General features: G+C 36.1%; 24 protein-coding genes and 1 pseudogene. 13 read left to right on the top strand and 12 right to left on the bottom strand.

Going from position 1 to position 24,587, the window contains the following annotated elements:
* The 4 genes and pseudogenes from AC1DDX_RS13050 to AC1DDX_RS13035 all read right to left on the bottom strand — a co-directional run.
* On the bottom strand, positions 1–445 hold a 445-nt coding region (locus AC1DDX_RS13050), incomplete at its 3' end, for an AMP-binding protein (protein WP_477622128.1).
* Positions 446–525: 80 nt separating this feature from the next.
* Entirely contained in the window at positions 526–852 is a 327-nt protein-coding gene (locus tag AC1DDX_RS13045) for a HesB/IscA family protein (RefSeq protein ID WP_068892349.1), read from the bottom strand.
* Between the two features lie 104 nt (positions 853–956).
* Positions 957–1,370 carry a Fe-S cluster assembly scaffold IscU gene (iscU, locus tag AC1DDX_RS13040; protein ID WP_048906625.1) on the bottom strand — a complete coding sequence of 138 codons (414 nt, stop codon included), beginning with the start codon at positions 1,368–1,370 and terminating at the stop codon, positions 957–959.
* Between the two features lie 65 nt (positions 1,371–1,435).
* A pseudogene (locus tag AC1DDX_RS13035) lies at positions 1,436–2,583 on the bottom strand (aminotransferase class V-fold PLP-dependent enzyme).
* 125 nt (positions 2,584–2,708) lie between these two features.
* Between AC1DDX_RS13035 and mce the strand changes: the two are divergent.
* From mce to AC1DDX_RS12995, 8 genes are all read left to right on the top strand, one after another.
* Positions 2,709–3,110 (top strand): methylmalonyl-CoA epimerase, encoded by a 402-nt coding sequence (gene mce / locus AC1DDX_RS13030; protein WP_288879029.1) that lies wholly within the window; start codon positions 2,709–2,711, stop codon positions 3,108–3,110.
* Positions 3,092–3,274: a hypothetical protein gene (locus AC1DDX_RS13025; protein WP_477622127.1), complete on the top strand. Its 183-nt coding sequence runs from the start codon at positions 3,092–3,094 to the stop codon at positions 3,272–3,274. Before mce ends, AC1DDX_RS13025 begins: the two co-directional genes overlap by 19 nt.
* A 59-nt stretch (positions 3,275–3,333) precedes the next feature.
* Positions 3,334–3,582: a type B 50S ribosomal protein L31 gene (locus AC1DDX_RS13020; protein ID WP_048906621.1), complete on the top strand. Its 249-nt coding sequence runs from the start codon at positions 3,334–3,336 to the stop codon at positions 3,580–3,582.
* A 72-nt stretch (positions 3,583–3,654) separates the two neighbouring features.
* Positions 3,655–4,827 carry a GlmU family protein gene (locus AC1DDX_RS13015; RefSeq protein WP_172659850.1) on the top strand — a complete coding sequence of 391 codons (1,173 nt, stop codon included), beginning with the start codon at positions 3,655–3,657 and terminating at the stop codon, positions 4,825–4,827.
* 9 nt (positions 4,828–4,836) lie between these two features.
* Positions 4,837–5,598, top strand: coding sequence for a triose-phosphate isomerase (gene tpiA / locus AC1DDX_RS13010; protein WP_172659851.1), 762 nt, complete (start codon positions 4,837–4,839; stop codon positions 5,596–5,598).
* Positions 5,598–6,434: a 50S ribosomal protein L11 methyltransferase gene (prmA, locus tag AC1DDX_RS13005; protein ID WP_172659852.1), complete on the top strand. Its 837-nt coding sequence runs from the start codon at positions 5,598–5,600 to the stop codon at positions 6,432–6,434. Before tpiA ends, prmA begins: the two co-directional genes overlap by 1 nt.
* Positions 6,435–6,439: 5 nt before the next feature.
* Positions 6,440–7,798: a UDP-N-acetylmuramate--L-alanine ligase gene (locus AC1DDX_RS13000; RefSeq protein ID WP_477622126.1), complete on the top strand. Its 1,359-nt coding sequence runs from the start codon at positions 6,440–6,442 to the stop codon at positions 7,796–7,798.
* Positions 7,799–7,836: 38 nt separating this feature from the next.
* On the top strand, positions 7,837–8,166 hold the full coding sequence (locus AC1DDX_RS12995; RefSeq protein ID WP_048906616.1) for a helix-turn-helix domain-containing protein: 330 nt from the start codon (positions 7,837–7,839) through the stop codon (positions 8,164–8,166).
* Positions 8,167–8,170: 4 nt separating this feature from the next.
* Here AC1DDX_RS12995 and AC1DDX_RS12990 read toward each other — a convergent pair whose 3' ends face one another.
* The 5 genes from AC1DDX_RS12990 to AC1DDX_RS12970 all read right to left on the bottom strand — a co-directional run bounded on the left by AC1DDX_RS12990 (position 8,171) and on the right by AC1DDX_RS12970 (position 13,334).
* Positions 8,171–9,292, bottom strand: a complete 1,122-nt coding sequence (locus AC1DDX_RS12990; protein WP_288879033.1) for a GNAT family N-acetyltransferase — start codon at positions 9,290–9,292, stop codon at positions 8,171–8,173.
* Positions 9,293–9,360: 68 nt separating this feature from the next.
* Entirely contained in the window at positions 9,361–9,492 is a 132-nt protein-coding gene (locus AC1DDX_RS12985; protein WP_255327457.1) for a hypothetical protein, read from the bottom strand.
* Between the two features lie 438 nt (positions 9,493–9,930).
* Complete coding sequence (locus tag AC1DDX_RS12980; protein WP_477622125.1) at positions 9,931–11,154, bottom strand: triple tyrosine motif-containing protein; 1,224 nt, start codon at positions 11,152–11,154, stop codon at positions 9,931–9,933.
* Positions 11,155–11,221: 67 nt separating this feature from the next.
* Complete coding sequence (locus tag AC1DDX_RS12975) at positions 11,222–12,565, bottom strand: ligand-binding sensor domain-containing protein (RefSeq protein WP_477622124.1); 1,344 nt, start codon at positions 12,563–12,565, stop codon at positions 11,222–11,224.
* Positions 12,555–13,334 (bottom strand): LytR/AlgR family response regulator transcription factor, encoded by a 780-nt coding sequence (locus tag AC1DDX_RS12970; RefSeq protein WP_288879034.1) that lies wholly within the window; start codon positions 13,332–13,334, stop codon positions 12,555–12,557. Before AC1DDX_RS12970 ends, AC1DDX_RS12975 begins: the two co-directional genes overlap by 11 nt.
* 193 nt (positions 13,335–13,527) lie before the next feature.
* Here AC1DDX_RS12970 and AC1DDX_RS12965 point away from each other — a divergent pair, with 193 nt between their 5' ends.
* Together AC1DDX_RS12965 and AC1DDX_RS12960 are read left to right on the top strand one after the other, a co-directional pair.
* Positions 13,528–14,238, top strand: a complete 711-nt coding sequence (locus AC1DDX_RS12965) for a ferritin-like domain-containing protein (RefSeq protein WP_288879035.1) — start codon at positions 13,528–13,530, stop codon at positions 14,236–14,238.
* An 18-nt stretch (positions 14,239–14,256) separates the two neighbouring features.
* The gene (locus tag AC1DDX_RS12960; protein WP_337716590.1) at positions 14,257–15,102 is read left to right on the top strand and encodes a ferritin-like domain-containing protein; all 846 of its coding nucleotides are present in this window, start codon (positions 14,257–14,259) and stop codon (positions 15,100–15,102) included.
* Between the two features lie 95 nt (positions 15,103–15,197).
* On the opposite strand, the gene mqnC is transcribed toward AC1DDX_RS12960, so the two are convergent.
* Positions 15,198–16,322, bottom strand: coding sequence for a cyclic dehypoxanthinyl futalosine synthase (mqnC, locus tag AC1DDX_RS12955; RefSeq protein WP_068889664.1), 1,125 nt, complete (start codon positions 16,320–16,322; stop codon positions 15,198–15,200).
* A gap of 113 nt (positions 16,323–16,435) precedes the next feature.
* Here mqnC and AC1DDX_RS12950 point away from each other — a divergent pair, with 113 nt between their 5' ends.
* On the top strand, positions 16,436–17,680 hold the full coding sequence (locus AC1DDX_RS12950) for a M16 family metallopeptidase (protein ID WP_172659859.1): 1,245 nt from the start codon (positions 16,436–16,438) through the stop codon (positions 17,678–17,680).
* Complete coding sequence (locus tag AC1DDX_RS12945) at positions 17,673–18,947, top strand: M16 family metallopeptidase (RefSeq protein ID WP_337716592.1); 1,275 nt, start codon at positions 17,673–17,675, stop codon at positions 18,945–18,947. The genes AC1DDX_RS12950 and AC1DDX_RS12945 overlap by 8 nt, the downstream gene beginning before the upstream one ends.
* Before the next feature lie 27 nt (positions 18,948–18,974).
* Here the strand turns inward: AC1DDX_RS12945 and AC1DDX_RS12940 are convergent, their stop codons facing one another.
* Together AC1DDX_RS12940 and AC1DDX_RS12935 are read right to left on the bottom strand one after the other, a co-directional pair.
* Positions 18,975–20,870: a DUF3857 domain-containing protein gene (locus tag AC1DDX_RS12940; protein ID WP_288879038.1), complete on the bottom strand. Its 1,896-nt coding sequence runs from the start codon at positions 20,868–20,870 to the stop codon at positions 18,975–18,977.
* A 2-nt stretch (positions 20,871–20,872) separates the two neighbouring features.
* Positions 20,873–22,876, bottom strand: a complete 2,004-nt coding sequence (locus tag AC1DDX_RS12935; RefSeq protein WP_172659862.1) for a DUF3857 domain-containing protein — start codon at positions 22,874–22,876, stop codon at positions 20,873–20,875.
* Positions 22,877–22,973: 97 nt separating this feature from the next.
* Here AC1DDX_RS12935 and AC1DDX_RS12930 point away from each other — a divergent pair, with 97 nt between their 5' ends.
* Positions 22,974–24,575 carry an SGNH/GDSL hydrolase N-terminal domain-containing protein gene (locus AC1DDX_RS12930; protein ID WP_477622123.1) on the top strand — a complete coding sequence of 534 codons (1,602 nt, stop codon included), beginning with the start codon at positions 22,974–22,976 and terminating at the stop codon, positions 24,573–24,575.
* The last annotated feature ends 12 nt before the right edge of the window (positions 24,576–24,587 follow it).

Genomic DNA, 24,587 nt, shown 5'->3' with positions numbered 1-24,587 from the left:
CTTTTGTGTATTCTGAAAAAGCGGGTATGATATATTTTAACTGCCGGCAGTTGCCTGCAATTTTCAGTATTTTCTTGTATAAGAAGGTATTCCCAATTAAGATAGCTTTGATACCTGAATCATTAATGATATACTCTACCTCATGCTCGGATAGGGTAGGATATATAGATGTATTAATGGCTCCGATTTGTTGTATTCCCTGGTCATAGTAAACATACTCAGGAGAGTTCTCTATCATTAGACCCATTCTGTCACCTTTTTTTATCCCTTTGTTTAAAAAGAATGTTGAAACCGCATCCGCATTATCGAGCGTCTCTTTGAAAGATATTTCCTCCCACTCCGTAGTCTTTTTATCTATAAGGAAGGTCTCTTCTGGTTTATGAATGTTTTCAACTACATTTCGCAGTAAACTGGGAACTGTAGCCGACTCGTTGAATGATACCATATTATATGATTGGTTAGCTTGTTATAGCATAATAAAAAAGGGCGCTAAAAGCGCCCTCTACAAATATAGTGAAATGTATGTTAAACAGAAAAACTCTCTCCACAACCGCAGGAACGGCTGGCATTTGGGTTGTTGAAATTAAAGCCTTTTCCATTTAAACCATCAGAAAAATCAAGTTCAGTGCCTGCCAGGTATAAAAAAGATTTCATATCCAGAGCTATTTTAATTCCTCTGTCTTCAAAAAACTGATCTCCCTTTTGTTCTTCGTTATCAAAATCTAGGTTATAGGATAAACCTGAACAGCCACCACCTTTAACTGAAACGCGTAAGAAATAGCTGCTATCCATATGCGCATCTTGCATAAGGTGATCAATTTTGCTCTTTGCTTTATCTGTTATCGTGATCATGTCTTAATAGTATTAATTCTAATAATGGTATTCAAAATGTATACCAAATTACACTCATTTTAGTTAAACATTGTAGCTTATATGGCTACATCTGTAATATTTACCTAGTGATGAGATTTAGCCAATTCAAATGGCGCCATACCGTTTTTAACACGATAATCGTTAATTGCTGATTTAATAGCATCCTCTGCCAATACTGAACAGTGAATTTTTACCGGAGGTAAAGCCAGTTCTTCCACAATATCCATATTGTCAATAGTTAATGCTTCATCAACTGTTTTTCCTTTTAACCATTCGGTTGCAAGTGAAGACGATGCAATTGCAGACCCACATCCAAATGTTTTGAATTTAGCATCTGTAATTACGTTGTTTTCATCAACCTCAATTTGCAAACGCATTACGTCGCCGCACTCAGGTGCACCAACTAGGCCTGTGCCAACTGATTTACTATCTTTATCTAAAGTACCAACATTTCTAGGGTTGGTATAATGTTCCATTACTTTTTCTGAATATGCCATTTTATTTTACTTTAAATCTCTGTTAATAGAGATGATTTATATTTTTATTAATTAAGGGGCTATTATTAATGTTCAGCCCACTCAATTTTACTTAAGTCTATACCTTCTTTGAACATTTCCCAAAGTGGAGAAAGGTCTCTAAGGTGATTAACTGCTTTTTTAGTGTTTTCGATTGCGTAATCAATTTCTTCTTCAGTTGTAAAACGACCTAAACCGAAACGGATAGAAGAGTGTGCAAGATCATCAGATAGTCCAAGGCTCTTTAAAACGTATGAAGGTTCTAAAGAAGCTGAAGTACATGCTGAACCTGATGATACAGCAAGATCTTTCATTGCCATCATTAAGCCTTCCCCTTCAACATATTTAAATGAAATATTTGCAACATGCGGTAAACGGTGGTTTACATTTCCATTTACATAGCTTTCTTCGAGTTGAGTAAGCGCAGTTTCAAGTTTATCTCTTAAACCAGACAAGCGTTTTGCTTCACTATCCATCTCTAAACGGCAAAGTTCACAAGCTTTACCTAAGCCAACAATACCAGGTACGTTTAATGTTCCAGAACGCATACCGCGTTCGTGACCACCACCGTCCATTTGTGCTGTTACCTTAACTCTTGGGTTTTTGCGACGTACATAAAGCACACCTACACCTTTAGGACCGTACATTTTATGGGTGTAGCATCTGTCATGAATAAAGCACCGTGTTTATGAGCAATTGCCGATATTTCTTTGATTGGTTGAACAACACCTATCTCATTGTTTCCATACATAATGGTTACAAGAATAGTTTGATCGGTCATTGCTGCTTCAAGTTCCTGAAGATCGATAAGACCGTCTTCTTTAACTTTAAGATAAGTAACTCTTGCACCTGCTTTTTCCAGATGTTTACAAGTATCTAAAACAGCTTTGTGTTCTGTTGTTGCAGTAATGATATGATTACCTTTATCCTGATACATCTCGAAAACACCTTTTATACCCAGATTGTCTGCTTCTGTAGCACCCGAAGTAAAAATGATTTCTTTTTCTGTACAGCCAATTAATTTGGCTACTTGTTCACGAGAGTAATCAACAGCTTCTTCAGCAACCCATCCAAAGGCGTGATTACGGCTGGCAGCGTTACCAAACTTGTTTGTAAAATAAGGTAGCATTGCTTCTAAAACCCTAGGATCTAGAGGGGTAGTGGCATTATTATCTAAGTAAATAGGAAGTTCCATCGTTTTTGTTTATTCTTATTAATAGACAAAGATACGAAAAAAGATTACCAACAATTATAATTAATACCTATGACGGTATAGTTAAAACTTGCATTTTTACATTTGTTTAACGTATTAATTCATTTATGAAGAAGATTGAGCATATTGGCATCGCAGTAAAAGATCTTGATTTTTCCTGTGGTTTGTACGAAAGGCTATTGGGAACTTCTTGTTATAAGAAGGAAGAAGTAGCCTCCGAAAGTGTGAATACAGCCTTCTTTAAAACAGGAGAAAGTAAGATTGAGTTGCTTGCGGCTACTTCTGAAAATAGCCCAATTGCCAGATTTCTTGACAAGAAGGGAGAGGGGATACATCATATTGCATTTGAAGTAGATAACATTGTGTTGGAGATGGAAAGATTAAAATTAGAAGGCTTTGTATTGCTTAACGAGCAACCAAAGCCAGGAGCTGATAATAAACTGGTATGTTTTGTACATCCAAAGGGTATCAATGGGGTTTTGGTTGAATTATGTCAGGAAGTGAAATGATGGATGAGTTAACTTCCCTAAGTAATATTATTAATAAGGATTTTGATATTGATAACCTGGCCACTGAAGCTTTAATGCGAGAACGGCTGATTGAGGCATTTGCATACTTGTTGGATAATGATATCTCTAAAATGATGAATATTTCCACACTTATTTGTTTCTAAAAAATAAAATCACGATATTTGCATCCTTAAAAATAAGCGACACATAAGTATATAACAATATGAAAAAAGATCTGCATCCATCAAACTATAGATTTGTAGTATTTAAAGATATGTCTAACGAGTACTCTTTTTTAACAAAATCTTGTGTAGATACTAAAGAGACTGTTCAATGGGAAGATGGTAATGAATATCCTCTATATAAATTGGAGATTTCTCATACTTCTCACCCTTTTTATACTGGTAAGATGAAATTGGTTGATACTGCTGGTCGTATCGATAAATTCAAAACTCGTTACGCTAAGAAGTAATTATACCAAAATAAAAAATTATTTTAAAGTCCCGGTGCTGTTGCTTCGGGACTTTTTTTATTTTTGTCGCTTATGATAATCAATTTATTTGATGATAGTGCGTGGAAGTCTCTGCGACCGCTATCTTTCACACGGCCAGTTGCAGATCTCCGTATCGGGATTTTAACTATTGCCCAAAAATGGGAAAAGTACTTAAATGCCGAATCTGGATTTTTAACAATAGCTTACCTTGCAGTAAAATATCCTTTATTATCTGGTGCCGAATTATTTATCAATGGATCTATATGTCCGGATGAAGGCTTGTTAAATGCGATATCTAATCTGAAACATGGCGAGTGCTTAAAGAAACAAGATGTTGTCATTGCATATAAAATTAATACTGCCGATTTTGATACTCATACCCTGGATAAACTGCAAACTATAGCTTATTCTGATAATTTCATCAGGATTGCTGTTCCAGAGGATATTTTTAAGTACAATGATACTGAACTAAGAAAAGATTTTGCATTACTTACCAAAGGGAGGACTTCCGCAAAATTAAGTTCAACCAATACATTTATTGGCGATAATATTTTTGTAGAAGAGGGCGCCGAAGCGGAATGTTCATCCTTCAATAGTTTAAACGGACCTATTTATCTTGGAAAAAATGCCCAGGTGTGGGAAGGTTGCCATATAAGAGGTTCTTTTGCCTTATGTAATGATTCTCAAATTAAGATGGGCGCAAAAATTTATGGGCAAACCACTATTGGACCTTATAGCAGGGTAGGCGGAGAAATTAATAATGCTGTCATTTGGGGTTACTCATCAAAAGGCCATGAAGGATATTTAGGGAACGCAGTTATGGGGCAATGGTGTAATATTGGTGCCGACAGTAACAACTCTAACCTTAAAAATAACTATGCAGAGGTGAGGTTATGGGATTATGAAAAAGAAAGCTTTCGTGAAACAGGATTACAGTTTTGTGGTTTAATTATGGCCGACCATGCTAAATGCGGTATCAATACCATGTTTAATACAGGTACTGTGGCTGGTGTAAGCGCTAATATTTTTGGCCCAGGTTTTCCCAGGAATTTTATACCAGATTTTGCATGGGGCGGAGCTCAGGGGTTTGATGTATACAGCTTAAACAAAATGTTTGAAACCGCCACTAAGGTTTACGAGCGCAGGAATTTAGAATTTAACAAAATAGAACAAGACATTTTAACTCAGGTTTTTGAAGATACAAAGACCTATAGACATTTTTAATTAAAGATTATGAGAAAAAAAATAGTAGCCGGAAATTGGAAAATGAATTTGGATTATGCTGAAGGCATATCCTTGTTTTCAGAAATTGTTAATATGGTTAAAGATGAAAAAAAAGGTGACCAGTTAGCTGTTATCTGTGCTCCATATATTCATTTAAACAGCTTAGCCAAGCTTGGTGGCGACGTGGTAGGTATCGGTGCAGAAAACTGTCATGAAAAAGAAAGCGGTGCCTATACTGGCGAAATTTCAGCTAAAATGATAAAATCTGTAGGCTGTGGGTATGTAATCGTTGGCCATTCGGAGAGACGCCAGTATTTTGGCGAAAGTGACCAATTGTTAGCGCAAAAAACAGTCGCTGTATTACAAAATGATTTAACTCCTATTTTCTGTATTGGTGAAACGCTTGAAGAGAGAAATAACGGAAGCTATTTTGAAGTTTTAAAATCTCAATTAGAGAATGGAATCTTTGGCTTAAGTGCTGCTGATTTCTCTAAAGTTGTGATCGCATATGAGCCTGTATGGGCTATTGGAACTGGCTTAACTGCATCGTCTGATCAGGCTCAGGAAGTTCATGCTTTTATCCGTAAAGAAATTGCTGCTAAATATGATCAGGCAACTGCTGATAATACCAGCATACTTTATGGAGGTAGCTGTAATCCAAAAAATGCGGCAGAATTGTTTGCTCAAAATGATATTGATGGTGGTTTAATTGGTGGTGCTTCTTTAAAATCAAGAGATTTTGTAGACATCGTTAAAACTTTCAATTCTTAATGCAATATATACAGGTTACTTTCAGCTTCACTGAGGTTCAGGAATATCAAAAAGATTTATTGATTGACGAACTTGCAAACATAGGTTATAATACTTTTGAGGATACATCTGATGGGTTCGATGCTTTTGTAGGGCTTGACCATTATAATGAGCAGGCTTTAAAAGAAGTTATGGCTCAGTTCGAAGGTGAACTTAAGTATACCTATACATTAGCAGAGATCGCAGCAGAAAACTGGAATGAAGAATGGGAAAAGAATTTTGAACCATTAATTATTGATGATCAGTGTTATGTCAGGGCTACTTTTCATCAGCCACAACCTCAGTATAAATACGAGATAGTGATTGATCCGAAAATGGCTTTTGGTACTGGTCATCATCAAACTACAACCATGATGATGCAATATATCTTATCTACCGATGTTGAAGATCAGATCATATTGGACATGGGATGTGGAACTGGAATATTAGCCATTTTAGCTTCTAAAAGAGGAGCTAAAATGCTAACTGCAATAGATAACGATGATGTTTGCTATGAAAGTACACTGGAAAACTCAGCCCTAAATAACATCACAAATATTACAGCACTGTGTGGTGGGAAAGAAGTGATTCCTAACACCTCATTTGATGTTATTCTTGCAAACATAAACAGGAATATCCTTCTTGATCAGATTTCAAGATATGATGAAATACTAAAAGAAGGCGGAAGCATTTTCTTCAGCGGATTTTACGAATCTCCCGATCTTGAAATGATAACCGAAACTTGCAAAGAGTTTGGTATCAATTATGTTAGTCATAAAAAGATTGGTGAATGGGTAGCTGCCCACTTTAAAAAATAAAACAAATGCGTATACATTTTATCGCCATAGGTGGCAGTGCTATGCACAATCTTGCCATTGCTTTACATAAAAAAGGCTATCAGGTTACCGGCTCTGATGATGTCATCTTTGAACCTTCAAGCAGCAGGTTGGAAAAGCATGGGATTCTACCTAAATCTATGGGTTGGAGCGAAGATAATATTACAGAAGACCTGGACGCAGTTATTCTGGGTATGCATGCGCTTGTGGATAATCCTGAGTTATTAAAAGCGCAGAAATTAGGCTTAAAGATATATTCTTATCCGGAGTATATTTATGAGCAAACAAAAGATAAACTTCGTGCGGTAATCGGTGGAAGTCATGGTAAAACAACAATTACCTCCATGATATTACATGTTCTGAACCATTACAAAAGGGATTTTGACTATCTGGTTGGAGCACAATTGGCAGGATTTGATACCATGGTCAAGGTCACAGATTCAGCTCCTCTGATTGTTATTGAGGGAGACGAGTATTTGGCCTCACCAATTGATCGCCGGCCAAAGTTTCATCTATATAAAGCAAATATTGCGGTGATTAGCGGAATTGCGTGGGATCATATTAATGTATTTCCTACTTATCAGGATTATACCAGACAGTTTGAACTTTTTATAGATACAATTCAACCTGATGGGAAACTAATTTTCTGTAATAAAGACAATGACCTTAACACTATAGTCGAAAATTCAWATGCTCCGATTGAAAAGATTGGGTATGGAATTCCAGATCATGAAGTAAAAGATGGTATAACTTATCTGCTGCCTGACGAAACTGCATTAAAAGTATTTGGAGATCATAATTTAATGAATCTTAATGCGGCAAAATTAGTATGCAAGCAATTGGGTATCTCTGAGGACGAGTTTAACAAGGCAATAGCTTCCTTTACTGGTGCGGCAAAGAGATTAGAACTTTTAAATAGCTCGAATGAAACAAATGTATATAAAGACTTTGCTCATTCGCCGTCAAAGTTAAAAGCAACGATCGAAGCGGTGAAAACTCAGTTTGCTACACGAAAATTAATTGCCTGTATAGAGTTGCATACGTTTAGCAGTTTGAATAAAAATTTTCTTGCTCAATATGCAAACACTATGTGTAATGCAGATGTTGCAATTGTTTACATTGATGAAAAAACATTTGTGCATAAGAAAATGCAACCATTTACAAAAGAAGAGGTACAAATGGCGTTTAACGACGATAAACTGCAGTTTTTTAATGACTTTACTTTATTGGAAAGTTACTTGCGAAGCATAAATTTTTACCGTACTAACTTGTTATTAATGAGTTCTGGAAATTTTGGTGGACTAGATCTTACGAAATTGGCACGTGAGTTGAATACAGTATCCTAAAAAGAACAAACAACAAATAGTACACCTAAATTTTAAACATGAATATCATTGGTAAAAACATTAGACAGCTACGCCAAAAAAATGGCTGGAGTCAAGGTGAAGTAGCAAAGCGTCTAAATATTTCCATCCCTGCATTTTCAAAAATCGAAACTGGTATCACTGATATAAACATATCGAGATTAGCGCAAATAGCGAATCTGTTCGAGGTTTCTACTATGGATATTATTTCAAAAGAGGGTGAAAATCCTCAATCGCTTAATTTTGAAGAAATCAACAGCTTAAAAGATAAACTTTCTCAAAGAGAAGAAGAAATCATTAAGCTGCAAAAAAAGGTTATTGACCTTTACGAAGAAATTCGCGAGAAATAAATCCCTAAAAGAAAATTTTACGCATGGTCAGGTGTCGCTTTCCAAAAGTGGCACCTGTTGCTTGGTGAATTGATAGCATCTTATCATTAAAATCACCTACCCACGACAATTCCAGTTCATCATACTGATTAAGTGGTAAAACATATTCCTTTAGTTTTATAAAAAGTGCAGACTCTAACCCGTGTTTTTGATAGGACTTTTTTGTACCCATTACAATAGCCCGCATTCTGTTTACACCTAGCCAGCGCTTATAAACAAACTTTAACTTTTCAATTATTCCAAGCTTACCATTAAAGCCTTTAATCATCTGGTTGGCATCTGGTATAATAACTACAAAAGAAGCAGGCTCTCCGTTCACGTAGGCAAACCAAATTAGTTTTTCATCCATTATAGCTTCCATCATTTTGAAGCTTTCCTGTAGTGTCTCCTTTTTTATTGGCACAAAGTTTTCGAAGTCTTCCCAGCCGTCATTATAGATCTCCATAAGATCCTGAACATATTTTTCTGCATTCTTTTTAGAGAAATGTTCAAATGTATATCCGGGTTTGTTTGCAACCCAATTAGCAATTTTTGTGAAACGCTCTGGAAATGGATTTCTTACCGCAAGGTGATTGGTTATTTGCTCGTATTCAGTAGTGAATCCGTATTCCTTAAAGAAGTCATGATAGTAGGGGTGGTTATAATTCATGCCAAAAGAAGGTGGAGTAAAACCCTCAACCAGTAATCCCCAGAATGAATCGTTTTCACCAAAGTTTATTGGGCCATCCATAGCCTTCATGCCATTTTCCTCGAGCCACAATTTGGCTGTGTCAAATAGTTTAAAAGCTGCGGTTTGATCATTTATGCATTCAAAGAAACCCATGCCCCCGGTGGGTTGATCGTATTGAAAAGCTTTTTTCTCATTTATAAATGCAGCCACTCTTCCTATTGTTTGGCCTTTATTATCTTTTAACAACCATCTTTGGCACTTCCCGTGTTTAAAGAAAGGATTCTTATCAGGGTTAAATATTGTATTTATATCCTGGTCTAGCGGACAAATCCAGTTTTTATCATTTTGATAAATAAAACGGGCAACTTCCAAAAAATCTTTACTGGTTTGTTTATCAGATACAGGTACAATTGTCATGCTTGATGATTGGGATAAAATAAAAAGCATCCCAATGGGATGCTCATAAACTATTATATTTTTAGTTACTAGTAGTCGTCATCGTCGTCGTCCGAACCAAAACTATCAAAAGTATCCAGATCATCTAATGGCATATCAAAATCGTCATCATCATCGTCATACTTTTTCTTCGTAGTAATTTCGTCTTGCGAATCTTCCATCTCAGCTTCTGGATCCACTAATGGACTTTTCTTAATTGGTTTCTTTGGAGTTTTCATTACAAAAAATATAATTCCCTAAGGTTTTTATTTATGAGTTAAATTTACAGAAAATCTTTTTAAATCAAAAGAACGATGTTTTTTAAAGTTTTTCTGTATCTCAAAAGTAAGATAAATAGAAATTCCACAACGAATTTTTTTTAAAAAAAATTAAGGCAAAAAAAAATGGTAAAGCTATGAACTTTACCATTTTTTAACACACAAATGAAACCTGAATTGAGATATAGTTTTAGGTTAGGTAAAATATCTTTGATCAATTCTATAAGAACGCTTTTTACAAACTCTGTTTGTTTTAATATCTATAACAAGTTTAATGCAAATTTTAAGATGATTAATTTTTAATTAGTAAGTGGTATGAAAAATTGAGTAAACGGTATTTTACTACTTTAAGGGAATGGCAATTGACACGAATGTGCCCGAATTACCATTTTGTTTTATCTCCATTTGTATAGGATTTACTTCAACCCTATTTAAAAGATTAATACGTTCCCGTGTTAAATCCATGCCTTTACTTACGTGATGTCCCTTTTTATCTCTCAAAGAATTGTCTATACCTATACCATCATCAATAATTTGGATCAACAAATGTTCAGTCCCTATTAAATCTATATGTATGTCAATTTTACCACCCTCTTCCTTAGGCATTATTCCATGCCATATGGCATTTTCTATATATGGTTGAAGCAGCATAGAAGGGATTAAGGTTTCTTCTTTATCTATTGCCTTATTTAGCGTAATGGTATAATTCAATTTGCCTCCAAATCGCTTCTTTTCTAAACTGAGGTAAAGCTCCAGGTATTCAATTTCTTCTTCAAGCGTTATATAGCTTTTTGTACAAATTTCCAGATTCTTCCTGATCAGTCTGGCAAAACCAGTTAATATTTTGTTTGCCGAGGTGGTATCTTTTGTGTTTATATAATGTTGTAATGTGATTATAAGAAACCACGGCGTTTGCCAAAAATGACTTCTTAGAACGAAGTTGATCTTGGTTGGACTGCTCCAATCACTATTATTGGTTTTGGCACTTATTTCAAAAACGTAATCACCTGGTTCTAACGAAGAAAACTCAAGTCTCCTGTTTTTTGTCTCGGTCCAGTTGGCATCAGATTTTAAACGATAGCGGTAAACAATATTTCTATTTTGAAAATCAATGGCGCTATAATAAAATGAAATGTTATTGTCAGATGGGTCAAGCGTATGACTAGTCTCATTTAGCCCAAGCTTCATCTTATTATTAATTATAGATGATATAAATACTTTAGGGGGCTCATTTATGGTTTTAACCTTATTGATTGAAAAATAGACCAGGCCGCTGTTAGTTGCGAAATATGCATAACTGTTATCAATATACAATGAGTTAACATCATCTTTAAGCAAAGCATTGGTAAATTCAAAAGTTTCTACAAGCGTCTTTTGATTATTTAATGAAACCTTGTTAATGCCATTATTGGTAATTATCCATACATCATTACCCTTTATGAATAGCTTTTTACAAATATTATCTGCAAGTCCATCTCTTTGGGTAATTATCTTTATCACTTTTCTGTTTTTGATAAAAATAATTCCATATCCATCAGTAGCAAGTACTATAGTACCATCGCTCAATTCCTTTATGTCATTAATTCTTCGGGTTAAAAGGCTGCTCTTTTCATAATAACTGTATAATGAACCGCTAGAAAATTCTGATAATCGATAGGGCCAGGGCCAGACTTTTATCTTTTGCTACACTAAAACTCTTAATTACAAACATTGAGTTAGTAGCTTCCCTTAAATAATCTATTTTTTTATTGCCCTCATAAATATTTGCTATTCGGCCTAGTCCATATTCCGAAGCAAAGTATATGGTTTCATTTGCCGTATCTAAAGTAAGCTGCTTGATGATGTTATATTTCTTTTTATCCGGTATTGAAATTTTATTGACTGCAAGATTAACAGGATCAAGAATATTAATGTCGGCCTCATCTAATCCTAACCAAAAGTGATTTTTGTTGTCCTTAATAACGCTTTTTACAACGTTGCTGCTTAATCCGTTACTTTGATCTACTATATAAAGCCGTTCCTCACTTTTTGGGAGCATGTAAATCCCGTTGTTAGTGGTAAACCACATATTACCTTTAGAATCCTTTATTACCTGACTTGATGATATGTTACTCAGGTAAGTAATCATTTTTCCGGAACGACCAATAAAATATATTCCAGAGGCATTGCTAATCCACACATCTTTGTTGTCATCTAAATGGAAAAAGCCCGGATCATTGTTTAATAAAGATGGATCAATTTTTAATTGAAAATGTTGGACATTTCCATTTTGAATGTTAAGTCCATTTTTATCGAGAAAAGCCAGTGTCTTATCTGGCATATTTAATCCAGACTTATAATTGATCAGGAGTGTTTTGTGAGGAATTACGGTGAATTCTGAACCATTAAACGTTCTGACAGACCGATTGCTGAATATCCAAATCTTTCCTGATTTATCTTCGTGCACAAAACTATTGATAAATTGCCGGTTACCATTGGCCGAGATATATTTCATGATGGATTTACCATCCCAGGTCACCAAAACATTCTTGTTTGTGCCAAACCAAATTCTGCCCTTACTATCTTCAAAAAAAGAAACAATAACAGCATTGAATCTTAATAGCTTCAGTAGTTTGTTATTTGTTTCATTAAAGAACTTGCCATTAAAAAAATAGCTTAACTGCCCATTTAATGCCAGAAACCATATTTTTCCACTTCTATCTTCTTTAATCTGTAGAATTTGATTGTCAGGAAGACCGTCATCAACAGAGAAGGTTTCGAATACTTTTCCATCAAATCTACTTACCCCCGCATCAGTGGCTACCCAAATGTAACCCTTAGAATCCTGTAGGGTATAAAAGCAGCTATTACTTGGAAGCCCATCTTTAGTGCTAAAATGTTGAAGGTATGTGCTTTGAGAATAGCCATTCAAGCTAAGAATTAATAAAACAATTAGTATTGTACTGCTTATGGTCCAATTCTTTATCTTATTTATCACTGTCAAAATTGGTATATGATTTAACCTTTTCCATAAAATCACTCGCGCGTCTTCTGGAAACAGCAATTTTATCGCCATTTTTTAATATCAGCTCCAACCCATTTTTAGAATTGTACTCTCTTAAATAATTCAGGTTCACTATACTCGATTTATGAACCCTGATAAACTGATGAGCAGGAAGGATCTCTTCGTACTCCTTTAAGACTTTCGATACCGTGATTTTATCTTTGTTGGCCAGATGGAAAACAGAATAATTACTATCTGCTTCAATATGAACAATATCATCAATACTTACCAAGCTATATCCCTGCCCGTTAGGTAAGCTGATTTTACGGATTTCGTTTCTCTCTGATAGATTGACAGCTAAATTTTGCAACCCTTCATTACGATTATGCTCCGTTTTACTCAAGGCAATATATTTCGATGCTTTATTCACAGCCTCTTTTAGCTCATCAATATCTATAGGCTTAAGTAGATAGTCCAATGCATTTGCTTTAATCGCTTTTAATGCATACTGATCGTAAGCAGTAGTAAAAATAACATGCGTTTTAGTGGATTGTATTTGAGGGATTAAATCGAATCCATTTTCTCCCGGCATGGCAATGTCCAGAAAAATAAGATCAATGGCATTATGGGCCAGTAAGTTTCGGGCTTCCGAAACAGACTTTGCTATGCCAGATATATGGATATTCTCACAGTTTTCCTGCAATAAAAAATATAATGAGGAACGGGCAAACTCTTCATCGTCTACAATAATAGCATTCAGCACAGTAATAGATTTTATATATGGTGAATTTATTAAAAAAATGAACGATTGAAGAATATTTCTTTCAAACACCGAAAACCGAATTCATTTTTCTTTCGTAAGTGCACATATAAGCAGCAACTAAAGTCGTAATCAACTAAGGGCTTTTGGCCCTTATAGAACTAATAAATTATAGAAAACTCAAACTTAAAAAACTATGAAAAATTTACAAGAACAAGAAAAGCAAGAATTGCTCCCAGCGGAAAGGAGTGTTTTTACTGCGCCATTGCAACGCCGTTCTTTCCTGCAATTTGCAGGAGCTGGTGCAGCAACTATAGCATTAGTAGCCGCAGGATGTAAAAAAGACAGGAATGATCCTATGGTTCCTGGTGGAGTAACATTAAATTTTAAAGATGATTTCGGTGTATTGAATTACGCTTATGCTTTAGAACAATTAGAAGCAGCCTTTTATATTCAGGTAGCATCAAATCCGCCATCAGGTTTTTCTCCTGCTGAAAAGCAGTATTTTCAAGATATTCAATTTCATGAAATTGCACACAGAGAGTTTTTTAAGAAAGCTTTAGGCACAGCAGCAATAGGAAGTTTAGAAGTTGACTTTTCAAGCATAAATTTCACAGATAGAACCAGCGTTTTAGGCGCAGCTATGGCTTTTGAAGATTTAGGTGTTGGTGCTTATAATGGTGCAGGTGTACGTTTAACAACAGACGCTTATTTGGTTGCCGCAGGAAAGATTGTTTCTGTTGAAGCACGTCACGCAGCATATGTTCGCGATCTGATTTCAAACGGAACTTTTGCTTCTAGTCCACAAGTAGATGCTAACGGTTTGGATAAAGCCTTAACGCCCGATGTAGTTCTTGCAGCTGCAGGAAAGTACATCAAAACTAAAATTACTGTAACTAACCTATAACCTAAAACTTTAGAAAACATGAATATCGTAAATATATTAGAAGAAATAGAAAAAGTAGATGGTGAGATCTATGAGAGATTAAACCCGAGAAGATCTGCAATGAAGGATTTTTATAACATGGGTAAGAAAGTGGCTTTGGCAGCAATGCCTTTGGCGTTAGGATCTATGTTTACAAAAGCTTACGGACAAAGTACACCAACTGCGGTTGTTGATGTTTTAAATTTTGCGTTGACACTGGAATACTTGGAGTATCATTTTTATAACCATTCGCTTTTGGCCGCACCAGGATTGCTAACGGCAGGTACGCCTGCACATGGGGCCATCACTACTATCCGTGATCACGAATTGGCTCACGTAAATTTGCTTAAAGGTGCGTTGGGAAGTGCTGCAAGACCAGCCTTGGCTTATTCTGATTTTGATTTTACAGCAAAGGGTACTTTTCCAACAGTTTACTCAGATTATAAAACATTTTTAGCAGTTGCCCAGGCATTTGAAGATACTGGAGTAAGGGCTTATAAAGGACAGGCCACAGTTTTAAAAGGAATGCCGGTGCTAACAACAGCATTACAAATCCATTCTGTTGAAGCACGTCATGCTTCTCATATCCGTCAGATGCGTGCCGCTCCAGCTGGCGGTGGTGTTCCCATTAAACCATGGATCAGTCTTGGTGCAGGCGGTGGTGCAAATGATTCTGGTGTTCCTCAGGTAGATCCTGTTTATAAAGGTGAAGATCTTGAAACTCAGGCAGGTGTAACCATTACTGGTATTGCCACTGGAGTTACTAAAGCCGCTGCAGTTGAGTCATTTGATGAGCCTCTGGCTAAAGCCGATGTTTTAACAATTGCAGGCTTATTCATTAAATAGTTTAAACCACACTTATTTTATATACAAGAGTTGTTTAAGTTTAAGATAGGGAAGGGGGCGAAAGTCCTCTTCCTTTTTTAATTATATAAGGAGCCTTAGTAGTTAATCACCTGTTCTTCCAAATGTTCTGGCAAATCACGGTAATTATATTGCTGACCGCGTAATTGGGGTTCAAAGCCAGCTTCTCTAATCGCATCTTGTATTCCCTTTGCAGTAAAACGATGTGGAGCTCCCGCTGCCGAAACCACGTTTTCTTCAATCATAATCGAACCAAAATCATTTGCGCCGGCATGTAAACATAGTTCAGCAACACTTTTTCCAACGGTCAACCAAGATGCCTGTATGTTTTTAACATTAGGCAACATAATTCTGCTTAATGCCAGCATTCTTATATACTCATCACCAGAAACATTATTGCTAATACCTCTTAAGCGTTTTAATAAAGTACCATCATCTTGAAATGGCCATGGAATAAATGCCAAAAATCCTTTGGCATCTGCAGGTTTCTCGCTTTGTACTTCTCTAATCCAGACTAAATGTTCAAAGCGTTCTTCAATGGTTTCCACATGCCCGAACATCATAGTCGCAGAAGTAGTGATGTCAAGTTGATGAGCTGCACGCATAACATCCAGCCATTCTTGTCCACCGCACTTCCCTTTTGAAATTAATCTTCTAACACGATCATTTAATATTTCTGCACCAGCACCAGGTAAGGAATCCATGCCAGCTTCTTTAAGTGCTTTTAAAACTTCGGTATGAGAAATGCCCTCCAATTTTGCAACGTGTGCAATTTCCGGCGGACCCAAAGCATGAAGTTTTAGATCAGGATATAGTTCCTTTAATTGTTTAAACAGATCTGCATAAAATTTTAAACCCAAATCCGGATGATGTCCACCTTGCAATAACAACTGATCTCCACCTAACCTGAAGGTTTCTTCAATCTTTACTTTATAGGTTTCTATATCCGTTATATAGCTTTCATCGTGTCCAGGTCTTCTAAAAAAATTACAGAATTTGCAGTTTGCAATACACACATTAGTAGTATTCACATTTCTGTCTATCTGCCAGGTAACCTTGCCACTTGGTACTTGTTTCTTTCTCAATTCATTGGCAACATAAGCCAGCTCAGCTGTAGCTGCATTATTGTATAAGAAAACACCCTCTTCTTTCGTTAAAAAGTCGAATTGTAAGGCCCTTTGTAGTAATTCGGCAGTATTCATAGTACAAACTTAGATAAAATTGATGCTTATATTTTCAATACTGTGCAATATTTTTATCAGTGTGCAAATGCTAACGCAGTTTTATCTAAGTTTGCCGGAATTATTTTTAATCTATGGTAGACTTTAATCGTTTCACATTACCCAACGGACTTCGAGTGCTTGTGCACGAAGATGATACAACGCCAATGGCGGTATTAAATATCCTTTACGATGTTGGTGCTCGCGATGAGGAGCAAGACAGGACCGGGTTTGCTCACTTATTTGAACACCTGATGTTTGGTGGTTCTGTAAATATTCCCAGTTATGATGAGCCTTTGCAAAGAGTAGGCGGAGAGAATAATGCCTTTACCAGTAACGACATTACTAACTATTACATTACCCTTCCGGCTGTAAATCTGGAAACTGCCTTTTGGTTAGAAAGTGATAGGATGCTAAGCCTTGCCTTTTCAGAAAAAAGTTTGGAAACACAGCGTAACGTAGTTTGCGAAGAGTTTAAACAACGTTATCTGAATCAGCCATATGGCGATGTTTGGTTAAAGTTAAGACCACTGGCTTATAAAAAACACCCTTACCAATGGGCAACTATAGGTCAGGACCTAAAGCAGATTGAAGATGCAAAAATGGAAGATGTTAAAGCATTTTTCAAAAAACACTATAACCCCCAAAATGCCATAATGGTTGTTGGTGGTAATGTTAAAACTGAAGATGTTAAGGCACTTGCCGAGAAATGGTTTGCACCTATTCCTGCCGGAGATAAATATAACAGAAACCTTCCTCAGGAACCATTACAAACCGAGGAACGCAAGGAAACAGTTAAGGCTGATGTTCCATTGAATGCCATTTACATGGCTTTTAAAATGCCTGCCCGACAAGATTCTGAGTATCAAAGTTTCGATCTGATGTCTGATATTCTTTCACAAGGACAGTCGTCAAGATTGTACAATAGTTTATTAAAAGAGCAACAATTATTTAGTGATATACATGCTTATGTTACCAGCAGTATAGATGAAGGTCTATTTGTAGTTGAAGGAAAGCTTGTTCAAGGTGTAACCGTTGAAGCTGCAGAGGCTTCGATATGGGCTGAACTAACAAAACTAACACAGCATGAAGTTACAGACGAAGAAATCACCAAGGTGAAGAATAAATCTGAATCTATTATGGTCTTTGCTGAAATGAGTCTTTTAGATAAAGCCATGAATCTTGCCTATTATGAATTGCTGGGTGATGCCAATGGACTCAATACCGAAATAGATAAGTACTTAGCTGTTACCCCTCAGGGCATTCTTCAAGCCGCTAAAAATACCTTTGTAAAAGAGCAATGTTCAACTTTATATTATTTAAACGCCAAAGATGCTTAATCGTACACTAGCCCCGGAATCATTACAGGTTAATGAGATCAAATTTTTAGAGCCTTTAGCCCAACATCTTGACAATGGCATACCTGTTTTTACCATTAATGCAGGTAAACAGGAGCTGGTAAGGATAGAGTTTATATTCGAAAATGTAAACTGGGATGCATCAAAGCCATTACAAGCCGTAGGAGTTAGTCATTTGATCAACAATGGTACTGCTAAGTTGAGCGCTAAGGAAATTGCTGATAAAGTAGATTATTATGGTGCATTTTTACAAACTGAATATGGAGCGGATCAGTCTAGCGTAAAACTATATACGCTTAACAAACACCTGCAATCAGTACTGCCTATTTTAAGATCAATCTTAAATGAAAGTATTTTCCCTGAGCAGGAACTGGCTATTTTTGTTCAGAATCAAAAACAATCCCTACAGGTAAATCTTCAAAAAAATGATTTTCTTGCCAGAAGACAATTTGCAAATTCAATTTTTGGCAATACACCTTATGGATCAAATATCGATGCTGAGGATTACGATACCCTAAAAAGGGAAGACCTGATCAACTATTTTAAAGCTGCTTTTAAACCAGAGAATTGTACCGTAATAGCTGCCGGAAAGTTCGAAGAAAACGAATTTGCGATACTAAATAACGTTTTTGGAAACCAGTGGGAAAATACTGAATTCTCTGTAATCAATAAATTTACATTTGAAACAAGCCCTGCAGGCGAACTTTTAATTGAAAGGCCAGAAGCCATCCAATCTGCGATCAGAATGGGAGCTTTAAGTATTAGCAGAAATCACCATGATTTTCCTGGATTTCAGGTGCTAAACTGTTTACTTGGAGGTTATTTTGGATCACGACTAATGGCCAATATCCGCGAAGATAAAGGCTATACTTACGGAATAGGCTCGGCAGTTGTTTCTCTAAGAGATGCCGGATATTTCTTTATTGCAACCGAAGTAGGAGCAGAGGTATGCAATAATGCCCTTCTTGAGATAGAAAAAGAAATTAACTTGTTGAAAACCGAATTGATTGCTGATCAGGAGTTAGACCTAGTACGTAATTATATGCTCGGTTCTATGCTTGGTAGTTTAGAAAATGCATTTTCTCATGCAGATAAATTTAAGAATGTTTATTTCTCAGGACTTGATCATAACTATTACGAAAACTACATCACAACAGTAAAAACAATTACCTCACAAGAATTGAAAGATCTGGCTGGTAAATACTTAAACACAGACACCTTTACCAAGGTAATTGTAGGTAAGAAATAAAAATAGGGCTGTATCAATGATACAGCCTTATTCAATTTTGGCAAGAATACCTTTTTGCTTATCTGCCTGATAGATTTTTTTAGAAAATGCTACATAGTCATTGTATTTCTCTGGCGGATATTTTTTGTTGTTAATCGTTTTTGTCCGGCTATAAATAAGACTGTTATCTTTTTGTACCACTTTGGCTGTGTACTTGCCAAACTCCGATTCAATCACAACATCTTTAGGCATAAACTCTACTTTGTAACCTTTAGGAATATTATAAATAATCTCATCTTCATCAGAGTAGCCATATTTTACATTGAAATAAGTCTTCCGGTTTTCAATAGGAGTAACCGCACTCTCTTGCCGATTCGTCATATTTAAAGTAAGGAATAACTTATCGCCTCCTTTAGTTAAGATCTGTGAGGCTTTTAGATCTACTTTTTCATTCAGAACAGCAGCCTCTTTATTTGGCTGATTAAAGCTAAATGAGCTGATCTGCATGTTCGGTATACTAAGAGAGTTCATTAAGCTTTTCCTTTGCTCAGTCGGCTCAATCAATGTCATTCTCAGATTTTCTTCATACTGCGCAAAGCCATATTGGGTTTCAAGGCTAATATTTGCAGAACCCTCCTCATCAAAATTCACCTTTGTTATGCGTTTCTGATAGTTGTTGGCCGGGCTATAATAAGGTGTTTGAGCTAATTTACCTCCAGCTTCTGTCACCAGCAAAACTGTTCTGTCTGAATTGTCGTTTCCTATATAACCCATTGGTACAAACTGGCTTGTGCATTCCAGCCATGTGGTATCTTTTTCCAGAGGTACACAAAGTATCATGTGATTTGCCTGGCTTAGACTTGCAAATTTTTTATTCAGTGACGGCATATCATTCCCGATAACAACGAGGTTAGATTTTATACCTGCTTCTTGTAATAGAGCTTTCATGTAGTTAGACAAAGCTTTACAGTCACCATAGTTTACGGCCGCAACCTTTTCAGCTGCAATAGGCTTGTAGCCACCAATACCCAATTGCACACCAACATATCTGGTATTCGATTGCAAATAGTTGTATAATAGTTTTATTTTGTCTTTCGGCGTTGCAGCGCCTTTAATTAGGTTTTGAACTTTTAATTTTACAGATTCAGGCAACGCCTGTGCTCCATTATTTAAGCCAGAAAGCCATGTCCCCAGGTTATCCCAGTTTTCAATGTTCGCCTTAGAGTTATCATATTCAAACTGATTTGGTGCCAAAGTTACCCACGGGCTTACATCAGCTATGCCAGCGCTCATCGGCTCATACTCAAGTGCTTTCACATTCTCACAGCTCCATTTGTATTGTATTTTGTCTTTTACCTTTAAAGAATCAGTTTTAAGTCCGGTACTTTTAAGGTATTTGAAAGTCATGGTTTCAGGAATTCTGAAAGTGTATTCCGATTTTTCTACTGCTGTCCCCCAGGAACTCACCGGTTTCCAGGACGGGTAAAAACGTATTCCACTATACTCAGTGCTATAACTGTATTCTATAGTATAAGGATAGTTGTTATATAAGAAATCCAGAAATTTAACTCTGCTGTCTTCATAAAGAGAGCCGCTCGAGACTGCACTTCTGTCCTTAAAATCGCTGCTCTTATACTCCTTAACTTTGCTACCCTTACTATCGTATAGTGTGGCTTTTAAATTGTAAACATTAGAGAATTTATCGTAGAATTCGTACATGTTCGATGCGCCTTCTGCACTCTTATTTAATAAGGTTACAGCAATTTTATAGTCGTAAACGGCATTCCCTGGGTTCTTTATATCATAAGTTTGATTCTCGTATCTAATCACCAATGAAGCATCCTTAAGTAAATCAGGGGGGATTTTATTTACATCATATATACCTTGTGACTTAGTTTCTTTAATAAGAAACAAGCCAATCACAAAAAGTATTACTATTCTCATCTCTAGCTCTTTTTAAGTACAATTTGTTCAGACTGCTTTCTTACAATATTTTTAAACAGTTCCTTAATGTAATGGTATTCTTCGGGGGTATAAAGTGATTTTTTAAGCACTATTTTGCTGCTAATCACCATTTTTCCGGGTTCACCGGCAAACAGAAAAGTAAATGATGCAGATTCTTCAGGTAGTATAATTTTTTCATTTTTTGGTGTTTTGTCTACCTGGTATTCCTTAGGGTAATCAATAGTAATTCTAACCACTTCTTCAGTCGGGTGGCCAAAATCTACCGGGAAGTTTCTCTCCTCTAACTTGAATGGATTCTCTTTAGTCCTTTCGTAAAGGAGCGGAGTGAAATAAATTAAGTTTCCAGCCTCTTCTACATTGTCTTCAATATTGACGTCCATACTTTCAATAAGAGATTCATTAAGGTTCGTAAGGTTCTCTATCTTATAGTTTTTTATACCTAAACCGGGTTTCCCATTTTTATAACTTTTAAGAAAGTCATCCTCATTTGAAGCAGATTGATAGCTGTTTCTTCTACTAAAGGCCTCATAATTTGTAGTGGATAAATACATTTTACCACTAATCTTATTCTCTCCGTCAAGAGTTAAAAGGTAATTAATATTCTTTCTGCTAATTGTGGGGTCCTCGAGCGAGATCCATTCAGCAGTCTCATCAGCTAAATTTACTTTTAATCCTTCATGGGACAGATTATCAAAAGCAATCATATCTGGCATATGATTTTTATCAGTAGCATCTAAAAGGATGGTTTTTTCGCCAATTTGAACTCCAACAATTACATTGTTAAATTTTGTGATCATTGGAAAACCAGGATGGGCACCATTAGATCTTGTACTCAATAAAATAGGAAAAGCATTAACTTTTGCTTCTGATAATAAAGTAAGTAAACACAGGTTTACATCAGCAGAGTTCCCACTTTTCTTTTCAAATACGGTTTTAGGATTTGTTTCTGAAGTAGAGAAGTCGTCATCATGATTAAATTTGATGTTATTTTTTACATAGTTAAAAACTAGTTGAACTATAGTATCCTGATTGGTGTTTATTTTAATTATATCTTTCAATAATGTTTTGCTGTAACTCCTTTTATTTATAAACAAGCCAAAGTTTTCGTCTTCTTTTAGCCCCTTCACAATTTTTGGCCATGTCGAAGTAACGTCACGGTAAACCTCACCAGGTACAGTTACCGAACTTAATTCAAATCCAACTTTACTAACATAATCTTCCATTGTTGTAATGAAATTTTCTGTTTTTAAACCTGGAACATTTTCAACCTGATAATGTAATTTTAATGAAGTTGTATTTAAAGTGCCAGATGCTGAAATGAAGGATTCGTTAACCCTTTCCTCTTTTGGATTGATAAATAGAAACCCGCCAGCAGTAATTTTATATTTAAAATATTCTGGAATTTTGATCTCATATGCTGAATATAGCATTGGAATTTCCTTCTGGAAACGCCATGATCTCAGGGTAAATATAAAGTCCGATTTAATCTTATATTTAAATTCCACTATAGATCCTTCTTTAACATTAGGTAATGCAAACTTTTTTAGGGTATAGTTCTTATCTTGCTTCTCAGAAAACTTCGATTCTTTGCTTAATTTGCTGGTAACAATTTTACCTGCTTCAAGGTTATAGGTAGCACCATCCGTGTACTCCAAATTTTGCTCGCTACCATTTTGCTTATACAATTGAATTTCAAGATTTGCATAATCGTAACCGGTTTTGTTAATGATCTTGTATCGGGTATGACGTTCAAAAACATAAATGAAATTGCCCGTTTTTGCACTAAATTCAAACCAACCTCTTCCGACATCAAATAATGCTACCGCAGAGGCTGCCGAATCTGCGCCATTAACCTTAGTATCAAATTCATTAAGGTCAACTTTACCATACTTAAAGGTTCTTGGTTTTACTTCTTTTTCCTGGGAGTAAGCACATAGGTTTGCTACTAAAAGCAATCCGAATAGAACAGATTTTATCGCATTCATGAGAGTGTAATTTGTTTAACAATAATAAGGTATATCCCAATAACAAAGAGAATATTTTTTTTTCATAATTAATCTCTTTGTAGAATATATTTACATTATGAACCACAAGCTAATATACCTATCTGTTTTTCTACTGTTAAGTCAGCTAAGTTTCGCCCAGGATAAAGCAAAATATAAGGTCTGGAATCCTTCAAATGATACTATAAATGTTTTGGAAGGTCAGGGCTGGACAAAAAATCTAAAAGATTATTATGATCGCTTACCGTCAAAAGCCGAAGGAATAGTACGCCCAGAGGTATGGAAGTTATCAAAGAACAATGCTGGTGTAAACCTGCGTTTCCGCACAAATTCGAATGAAATCATCGTAAAGTATGCTGTCAAAGGCAATCTGCAGCTTTCGCACATGCCGGCCACAGGCGTAAGTGGTGTTGATCTATATGCAAAGGACAGAGATGGCAGGTGGCTTTGGAGTGCTGGCGCTTTCTCTTTTGGCGATACCATTACTTATCGCTTTAATAACTTAGAACAGGTTAATAACCCAGATCGGGAATACACACTTTACCTACCACTGTACAACGCTGTGAAATGGTTGGAAATCTATGTGCCTAATGAAAAATCGTTTACGCCCGTGCCCCTGCATCAGTTACTTACAGAAATTGATGCTAAATTATATGTGTTAGATTGTTTACCTAATCTTATCTCTATATCGAAAGAAGATCTTACATCAAGAATTGAAGCCTCTGTACTTCAATTGCAAGCAAAGAGACCAGGAGTTCCCATTCTGTTAACAGAGCACGATGGTTATACAGATGAGCTGATAAGCCCTAAAAGGAAAACTGATTATGATAATCCAAATATTACCTTAAACGAGGCATTTAAACAATTAAAGACAAAAGGAATAAAAAACATCTACCTGCTTTCAAAGAATGAGATAGGCCACGACATCGAGAGTACTGTTGATGGCGTTCATCCTAATGATATTGGAATGATGAACTATGCAAATGCATACGAGAAGATCATCAAAAAGATATTAAACCAGCCAGAGGGAAATATCAGTACAACCAAACCGACTACACAATATCGCGAGCTTCCTGGATATGATTGGGAAAAGAGACATAATCAGGTACTAAATCATAATAAAACCAATCCGCCCAAGTTGATTTTTATAGGCAATTCCATCACCCATTTCTGGTCTGGTGAACCCTTGGCACATGTTGCAAGAGGGACCGAATCATGGAATAAATATTTTAAAGATAGGAACCCTCTAAACATGGGCTTTGGCTGGGATAGGATAGAGAATGTTCTTTGGCGTGTTTATCACGGAGAACTGGATGGATTTTCAGCTAAGCAAATTGTATTGATGATTGGTACAAACAATTTGCAGTTTAATACTGATGATGAGATAGCCGAAGGGTTAACGGTTCTTATAACAGCGATAAAAGTGAGACAACCGGGGGCAAAAATTCTTGTGCTCGGTTTGCTTCCACGCAGAGAAATGGAAGCCAGGGTTGCTAAATTAAATCTGTTGTACGCTAAAATAGCACTGAACTTAAAAGTTCAATATGCTGATGCTGGAAGTCTTTTGCTTAATACAAAGAAAAAAGTAAATGAAGCACTTTTTACCGATGGATTACATCCTAACGCACAGGGCTACGAAAAACTGGGAGCTTTTATTAATAAACAGATTACCAATAATTAAGCGAAATAATAT

This window comes from Pedobacter sp. 10L46_2, assembly GCF_056395165.1.
This window is presented reverse-complemented; position numbering and strand designations above follow the sequence as displayed.

Coding starts and splice junctions, on each gene's coding strand:
- AC1DDX_RS13045 (WP_068892349.1), bottom strand. CDS start 852: ATGATCACGATAACAGATAAAGCAAAGAGCAAAATTGATCACCTTATG.
- iscU (WP_048906625.1), bottom strand. CDS start 1,370: ATGGCATATTCAGAAAAAGTAATGGAACATTATACCAACCCTAGAAAT.
- mce (WP_288879029.1), top strand. CDS start 2,709: ATGAAGAAGATTGAGCATATTGGCATCGCAGTAAAAGATCTTGATTTT.
- AC1DDX_RS13025 (WP_477622127.1), top strand. CDS start 3,092: ATGTCAGGAAGTGAAATGATGGATGAGTTAACTTCCCTAAGTAATATT.
- AC1DDX_RS13020 (WP_048906621.1), top strand. CDS start 3,334: ATGAAAAAAGATCTGCATCCATCAAACTATAGATTTGTAGTATTTAAA.
- AC1DDX_RS13015 (WP_172659850.1), top strand. CDS start 3,655: ATGATAATCAATTTATTTGATGATAGTGCGTGGAAGTCTCTGCGACCG.
- tpiA (WP_172659851.1), top strand. CDS start 4,837: ATGAGAAAAAAAATAGTAGCCGGAAATTGGAAAATGAATTTGGATTAT.
- prmA (WP_172659852.1), top strand. CDS start 5,598: ATGCAATATATACAGGTTACTTTCAGCTTCACTGAGGTTCAGGAATAT.
- AC1DDX_RS12995 (WP_048906616.1), top strand. CDS start 7,837: ATGAATATCATTGGTAAAAACATTAGACAGCTACGCCAAAAAAATGGC.
- AC1DDX_RS12990 (WP_288879033.1), bottom strand. CDS start 9,292: ATGACAATTGTACCTGTATCTGATAAACAAACCAGTAAAGATTTTTTG.
- AC1DDX_RS12985 (WP_255327457.1), bottom strand. CDS start 9,492: ATGGAAGATTCGCAAGACGAAATTACTACGAAGAAAAAGTATGACGAT.
- AC1DDX_RS12965 (WP_288879035.1), top strand. CDS start 13,528: ATGAAAAATTTACAAGAACAAGAAAAGCAAGAATTGCTCCCAGCGGAA.
- AC1DDX_RS12960 (WP_337716590.1), top strand. CDS start 14,257: ATGAATATCGTAAATATATTAGAAGAAATAGAAAAAGTAGATGGTGAG.
- mqnC (WP_068889664.1), bottom strand. CDS start 16,322: ATGAATACTGCCGAATTACTACAAAGGGCCTTACAATTCGACTTTTTA.
- AC1DDX_RS12950 (WP_172659859.1), top strand. CDS start 16,436: ATGGTAGACTTTAATCGTTTCACATTACCCAACGGACTTCGAGTGCTT.
- AC1DDX_RS12945 (WP_337716592.1), top strand. CDS start 17,673: ATGCTTAATCGTACACTAGCCCCGGAATCATTACAGGTTAATGAGATC.
- AC1DDX_RS12940 (WP_288879038.1), bottom strand. CDS start 20,870: ATGAGAATAGTAATACTTTTTGTGATTGGCTTGTTTCTTATTAAAGAA.
- AC1DDX_RS12935 (WP_172659862.1), bottom strand. CDS start 22,876: ATGAATGCGATAAAATCTGTTCTATTCGGATTGCTTTTAGTAGCAAAC.
- AC1DDX_RS12930 (WP_477622123.1), top strand. CDS start 22,974: ATGAACCACAAGCTAATATACCTATCTGTTTTTCTACTGTTAAGTCAG.